The sequence below is a fragment of the Streptomyces sp. MK37H genome (assembly GCF_018035285.1).
In the GTDB taxonomy this organism is placed as follows: Bacteria; Actinomycetota; Actinomycetes; order Streptomycetales; family Streptomycetaceae; genus Streptomyces; species Streptomyces endocoffeicus.
Genome location: NZ_JAAAYH010000061.1, coordinates 24,388 through 30,862 on the forward strand (window position 1 = coordinate 24,388; position 6,475 = coordinate 30,862).

Consider the following 6,475-nt stretch of genomic DNA (forward strand, 5'->3'; position numbering starts at 1 on the left):
CTCCACGACACGGTTCTCCCGATCTCTCGCGCCGACCGCCTTCGGCGGAGTGGTGGGGAAACGCGCGCGCCGCGTGGGAAGGGCCACCGCGGTCCGCCACGGGCGGTGAGCGGGCACCGGCCGCCGCGGGGCGGGAGAGCCGCCAAGGCCCGGTGAGCCGGACAGCGGGGGTACGCGGTCCGCCGCGGGCGGGAAGCAAACGTCCGGTCGACCACCATGGTTCCGCCGCAAGGGCGGGAGACCGCCAGGAGCCCGGTGAACCGGGCGGCGGGAATACGCACCGCGCGGGAGCCCCATCGCCGCCCACCGGCCGACCCCGGCGAGGCCGGGGGCTCGTGTCGGCCCCTGCGGGGGCGCTCACGCGCGCGCCGCGTGGGGAGGGCCACCGCGGTCCGCCACGGGCGGTGAGCGGGCGCCGGCCGCCGCGGGGCGGGAGAGCCGCCAAGGCCCGGTGAGCCGGACGGCGGGGGTACGCGCACCGCGCGGGAGACGCCACGCGGTCCGCCGCGGGCGGGAAGCAAACGCCCGGTCGACCACCATGGTTCCGCCGCGAGGGCGCGGCCCCGGCGGGGCCGGGACTCGTGTCGACCCCGGCGGGGCCGGGACTCGTGTCGACCCCGGCAGGGCGGCTCGTGTCGGCCCCGGCGGGGACGCTCACGCGCGCGCCGCATGGGAAGGGCCACCGCGGTCCGCCACGGGCGGTGAGCGGGCACCGGCCGCCGCGGGGCGGGAGAGCCGCCAAGGCCCGGTGAGCCGGACAGCGGGGGTACGCGCACCGCGCGGGAGACGCCACGCGGTCCGCCGCGGGCGGGAAGCAAACGCCCGGTCGACCACCATGGTTCCGCCGCGAGGGCGGGGCCCCGGCGAGGCCGGGGCTCGTGTCGACCCCGGCGGGGACGGGGCTCGTGTCGACCCCGGCGGGGACGGGGTCCGGGTCCGCGCCGGGCGGCTGGGCGGATCGGCGGAAGTCGGCCGCGGTTCGGACGCGCCCCGAAGGCGCTATGCGGCTCCGCCGCGTGGGCGACCAGCCACGACGGCGTCGCAGACGATCGACGGCATGTCGGGGCACTTCCTGCGGACCGCTCAGCCTGCCGCGATCACCACGATCAGCACCAGCGCCACCGCGATGAACCCCAGCAGGGCGGAGACCCACAGCTGGCCGGGCTTCAGATCGATACGGCTGCCGTCCTCGGCGCCCCCGCGCCGCCGGCGCCGCCGTGCCGCGCGTCGGTCGGCGCGGGCCGCCGCCTCCTGGTGCTCCCGGCACTCCTCGGCCACGCCGCCGAACAGCGCCTTCCAGCCCTTCTCGCCGAACCCCGTGCTCTGCCGGGTGCCGACGATCCGGCACACCACCTCGCGGCCCGCGCCGTCCCCGGCCGTCCACAGGCCGGGCAGGACGCAGGCCATCAGCTCCGGCACCGCGCCGCGCCGCGCGTAAGGGCGGACCAGCCCCTCGTACAGCATCAGCGCGTTGCGCACCCGCAGCCTGCGGTCGGGGTCCGGGGCCGGTCCGCCCGCACCGCCCGGGGCGCGGTGCGGCGGGTCGAGATAGAGCTGGGCGAGCAGCACCTTCTCGCAGACCGCGTCCGCCAGTTCCTGGCCGCGCTCGGGCGCGCGGCGCACCAGCTCGACGACGACGCGGGTGGCCCGCTCGGCGGGCAGCCCCTCGTCGAGCGCGCTCAGCAGCAGGCCGTCGTCGGCCTCCCGCAGCGCCGCGGACAGGGCGTCCCCGCCGTGGCGCAGCGCCTCGCGCAGCATCCGCGCCCCGGTGACCGAGATCCGGCGCGCCCCCGCGCTCGCCGGCCTCTCGTGGGCGTGGCCGTGGGTGGTCTCGTGGGTGGTCTCCGTGCCTGTCGGGCCCTCTGTCTCTTTCACCATCGACGTTCTCCTCACAGTGCCTCCAGCACCTCCCGTATCCGCGTGGCCGCCCCGGCGTCGAGCGGCTCGTCGCCGTCCTGCGCCAGCCGGGGCAGGAAGTCGCACAACACGGCCAGCTGCCGCTCGTCCCCCGCCGCCCGCCGGATCCAGCCGACCAGCGCGTCCTCGGCCGCGCCGGCGGATCTGGCCCAGGTGAGCGCGGCCCGCAGCAGTTCGGCCAGCCGTGGCCCGCACTCCGGATGGGCCGCGAGCAGCGCCGTGGCCAGCGGCCAGGCGGCGTACGGCTCCAGCTCGGGCACCTCGCCCAGCCCCCACAGGTGCGAGGTGCGGGTGGTGGCCGCGCGCAACGTCGCGAGCAGCGCCAGGTCCCGGCGGGCCCGCCGGGTGTCGCGCAGCCAGTGGGTGAGCGCGGCCAGTACGGTCTCCGGCTCGGCCCCGGCCAGCAGCCGCACCACGCTGTAGGAGGTGGTGCGGCCGTCGTCGGCGCGGGCGAGCCGGCCGAGTTCCTCCAGGGACGCCGCGACCGAGCCCGCCGCGAGGCCGTAGCCGTGGGCGAGCGCGGCGGTCTCGCGCTCCCGTTCGTCGTCGCCGCGCGCCCAGTCGTGCAGCAGTCCGTTCACGGCGGGGCGCACCTCCGGGGCGCGGGACGCCTCGGCGAGCGCGGTGGCCGCGGCCATCCGCTGCACCGGGCTGTCGGTGCGGGCCAGCGGCAGCGCCAGCTCGACCAGGCCGTAGAGGTAGTCGCGGGCGCACAGCACGCCCGCGGCGACCGCGGCGCGCACCCACACCTGGGGGCGCGGGTCGTCGCACAGCGCGCGCAGCCAACGGGCCATCGGGCCGCGGAGGTTGTGGTGGGCGTCCCAGGACTCGTGGAGCACTGCGGGCGCCAGCCGCCGCCCCTCGAACCACACCGCGCGCACGGGCACCGAGGCGTCCCCGAGGTCCTCCACCCCCTCGCCGTGGACCGCGCGCGCCGTGGCGAGGCAGGCCCCGGGACGGGCGGAGAACAGCGGCCGGCCGGGCGCGTACTGCGGATCGAGCGTGACGGCCAGTTCCCAGGCCAGCAGCTCGGCGGCCTCCGCCATGACGCTGTGCGCCGAGCCGTCGAAGACGGCGAGCGCGATCCGCAGCGCGGCGGCGCGCAGCGCGGGCAGCGCGGCGGGCAGGGTGCCGGGGTGCCCGGCCTCGAGGAACCACTCCCGGGCCTGGTGCGGGGCGAACGACCGGCAGTGCTCCAGCAGCCGCTCGTCGGACAGCCGGCCCTCGGCGTGCGCGGCCAGATGGCCCGCCAGCCGGGCGGCCTCGCCGGGCCGTGGCTCGTCCAGGCCGAGCGCCTCGGTCAGCTCGGGGCGCCGGGCGGTGGCGCGGGCCGTCTCCAACAACCCGGCGGGGCGGTCGGCGAGCAGCTCGGTGAGGTGGCGGTCGAGGACGTCGGCGGCGGCCGGGGGCCGGTACGCCACGGCGTGGCGGCGGCCGCGCAGCAGCCGGTCGGCGGCCGGGCCGCCCGCGACCAGCACCACGCAGAACGCCTCGTGCTCGGCGAAGTGGGCGCGCAGCCGGTCCAGCAGCGGCTCGGCCGTGGATTCGGCCGTGGATTCGGCATGGTCGGCGGGGAGTTCGAGGAGATAGCCGTGGCCGCGCTCGGTCTTCTCCACGCCGGACGCCCCGTCCGGGCCGGTGTATCCGAGCCGGGAGACCCCGCCGCCGGTCAGCTCGGCCAGCTCGGCGAGGAGGGCGAGCCCGGTCCAGGCGCGGCCGGTGCCGGGTTCGCCGCACAGCGCCACCAGGTGGGTGCGGCGCAGATGGTCGCGCATCACGGCATGTTCGGGGACGGCCCGGTGGAGCCGGCGCAGCCGGGCCAACTCCTCGCGCGGCACCGGGCCTTCGGGCAGGGGGTACGGCGCCGGATCGGCGCACATCCGGGCGGGGCCACAGGCGATGTGCAGATGAGCGCGGGCCTCGCGCGCCGTACGGGCGCCGCCCGGCTGGCCCGCCCCGTCCAGCGGGCCGCCCTGGGGGATGTCCAGCCGTCGGCCCCGCGACTGTGCCGGGGCGCTCGCCTCTTCCGGTGTGCTCACATCTTCCGGTGCGCTCATCGCCCGCCGTCCTTCATGCCGTGGCCCCCGTCTCGCGATGTGGTGGTGACGGGGTGCCGGTGAATGCCGGAAGCGGGCGGCGGGGCTCGTCCCCCTGCCCACCCCGCCGCCCTTCTCCGGTGCGGGGCGCTCGGGCCTTGTCCGGCAGACCGTCACCGGACAGCGGCCGGGCCGTGCGCACCCCCGTCGCTCACGGTCCCGCGCCCTGTGCCGACTCCAGGGTCGCCGGGGAACGGCGGGACGGCTGTAGCCGTTTACACAGTCGCGTCACAACGCGGGGGAGTGCGCGCCCGCGGCTCAATCGCGGCGGCGCGCCGGGATCTGCTCCCCCGTCGCACGGCCCTCGGCCAGCAGCCGCAGCAGTCCGAGGTCCATCACCTCGAAGCGACGGGAGGCGGTCCGGACCACGCCCTGGCCGCGCAGCAGCCGCAGCGCCTTGGCGACCGCTTCCCGGGTCGAGCCCACCGCGGCCGCGATGTCGTGCTGGGGCATCTGGAGATCGATGGTGATGGTGCCGTCGGCGCCGGAGTGGCCGGTGCGCTCGGCGAGTTCCACGAGCCGGGCCGCCAGCCGCTGCAGCACCTTCTCTGAGGCGAGTGAGCGCCGCTCCCCGTCGGAGCTGCGCAGCCGGGAGCTGAACTGACGCATGATCAGTACGGTCGCGACGGGGCGCGCGGCCAGATAGGCCCGGAACCGGTCGCCGGAGACCACCACCGCCTCCATCCGGCCTAGCGCGGTGACGGTGGCGCTGCGCGAGCCGTGGTCGACCGCGGCCTGGTCGCCCACGACCTCGCCCACCCCGCGCAGCGCCAGGATCAGCCGCACCCCGCGCTCGGTCTCCACCGAGACGGTGGCCCAGCCGGAGGTGATCGCCACGACGAAGGTCGTACGGTCGTGCTCGCGCAGCACGACCTCGCCGGGGGCGTAGGCGCGGGGGGTGCCGAGGGCGAGCAGCGCGCGGCGGTCCTCGGCGGGGAGCGCGTGCAGGAAGGGCCGTCCGTCCTCGAAGAGACTCATCCGCCCTCCCCGCTCAGCTCGTCGTCGTCATTGCCTGCGGAGAATCCAGGGACCGCTCAGCACGCTAGGCAGGTGGCACGGGCACGTCAATGGTGCCGTATCGGGTCCGTGCCGGATCCACGGTTCTCACCGGGGGCGGTGCGCATCTCCCCGTTGTCGGTACGAACGCGTGTGCGCAAGGCGGCACCCGCGACGGCCGCGAGCGCGGCGGTCACCGCCGTGAAGACCCACCCGGCGCGCAGCGCGTCAAGACCCGGCCGTGCGGCGCCGCCGGTGATCACGACCAGCGCCGCGACGCCCAGGGCCGAGCCGCCCTGCCGGGACATCATCAGCACCCCCGAGCCCAGGGAGAGCTGACGGGCCGGAAGCAGTCCGGCGGCCGCGAACATCACCGGCTGGTAGAGCCCCGCGCCGAGCCCGGTGAGCACCAGGCCGGGCATGAACTCCACGGCGTAGTGCGCACCGTCGCCGCCCGCGAGGAACAGCCACCACACCGGCCCCGCGGCGAAGCACAGCCCGCCGACGATCGCCGCGGTGCGCTCCCCCAGCGCCCGTACGATCCGCCCCGACAGCATCGACACCACCAGGACGGTGAGCGGCCAGGGCGTGACGGCGAGGCCCGCACCGGCCGAGGACCAGCCCCACACCCCGGTGAACAGCAGGGTCGCGGCGAGGAGTGCGGAGCCGTAGGCGAGGAAGTAGCTGAGCAGACCGAGCGCGGCGGCGGTGAAGGCACGGGTCCGGAACAGCGCGGGGTCCACCACCGGATCCGGGTGGCGGCGTACATGCGCCACGGCCAGCGCGCCCAGGACCAGGCCCGCGGCGAGGAAGCCGAGGGTGGCCGGGGCGCCATAGCCCCAGTCGGCGGCCTCGACGCAGGCGGTGGTGAGGGACCCGGTGCCGAGGAGGACGAGCAGCGTGCCCAGCGGATCGAGGCGGCGGCGCTCGCCGCGTACGGGCCCGGTGCGCGGCAGCAGCCGCAGCCCGGCCACCCAGGCCAGCAGCACCACGGGCGGGTTGATGAGGAAGATCCAGCGCCAGTCGGAGGCGGCCAGCAGACCGCCCGCCACCGGCCCCGAGCTCGCCGCGACCGCGCTCACCGCCGTCCAGACGCCGACCGCCGTGGCCCGTTCGCGCGGCGGGAAGGCGGGCAGGGCGAGCGAGAGGGAGGTGGGCACCAGGACGGCCGCCGCCACGCCCTGCACCACGCGCGCCACGATCAGCGTGCCGAGCCCGGGGGCGGCCCCGCAGGCGAGGGAAGCCAGCCCGAACAGCGCGATGCCGGTCAGGAACGAGCGCCGCCCGCCGATCGCGTCGGCCAGCCGCCCGGCCGGGACCAGCAGCGCCGCGAGCACGATGGTGTAGGCGTTGAGCACCCAGGACAGCTCGGCCGTGGACGCCGAGCGGAAGTCCGCGCCGATCGCGGGGAAGGCGATATTGACCGCGATCATGTCGAGCACGGCGAGGAACTGGGCCGCCGACGC

4 protein-coding genes are annotated in these 6,475 nt (G+C 77.1%); all 4 read right to left on the minus strand.

Annotated features, from left to right (window positions below; genetic code table 11):
* Window positions 1-1,083 precede the first annotated feature (1,083 nt).
* Window positions 1,084-1,878 carry a hypothetical protein gene (locus GWI24_RS12030; RefSeq protein WP_210945912.1) on the minus strand — a complete coding sequence of 265 codons (795 nt, stop codon included), beginning with the start codon at window positions 1,876-1,878 and terminating at the stop codon, window positions 1,084-1,086.
* A gap of 11 nt (window positions 1,879-1,889) precedes the next feature.
* The gene (locus tag GWI24_RS12035) at window positions 1,890-3,974 is read right to left on the minus strand and encodes a hypothetical protein (RefSeq protein WP_247616235.1); all 2,085 of its coding nucleotides are present in this window, start codon (window positions 3,972-3,974) and stop codon (window positions 1,890-1,892) included.
* A gap of 297 nt (window positions 3,975-4,271) precedes the next feature.
* Window positions 4,272-4,991: a Crp/Fnr family transcriptional regulator gene (locus tag GWI24_RS12040; RefSeq protein WP_210945913.1), complete on the minus strand. Its 720-nt coding sequence runs from the start codon at window positions 4,989-4,991 to the stop codon at window positions 4,272-4,274.
* An 86-nt stretch (window positions 4,992-5,077) separates the two neighbouring features.
* The coding region (locus tag GWI24_RS12045; protein ID WP_210945915.1) for an MFS transporter at window positions 5,078-6,475 on the minus strand (1,398 nt) is incomplete at its 5' end.

Bases quoted from the DNA above. Each gene is read 5' to 3' on its own strand.
- GWI24_RS12040 (WP_210945913.1), bottom strand. From the start codon at position 4,991: ATGAGTCTCTTCGAGGACGGACGGCCCTTCCTGCACGCGCTCCCCGCC.
- GWI24_RS12035 (WP_247616235.1), bottom strand. From the start codon at position 3,974: ATGAGCGCACCGGAAGATGTGAGCACACCGGAAGAGGCGAGCGCCCCG.
- GWI24_RS12030 (WP_210945912.1), bottom strand. From the start codon at position 1,878: ATGGTGAAAGAGACAGAGGGCCCGACAGGCACGGAGACCACCCACGAG.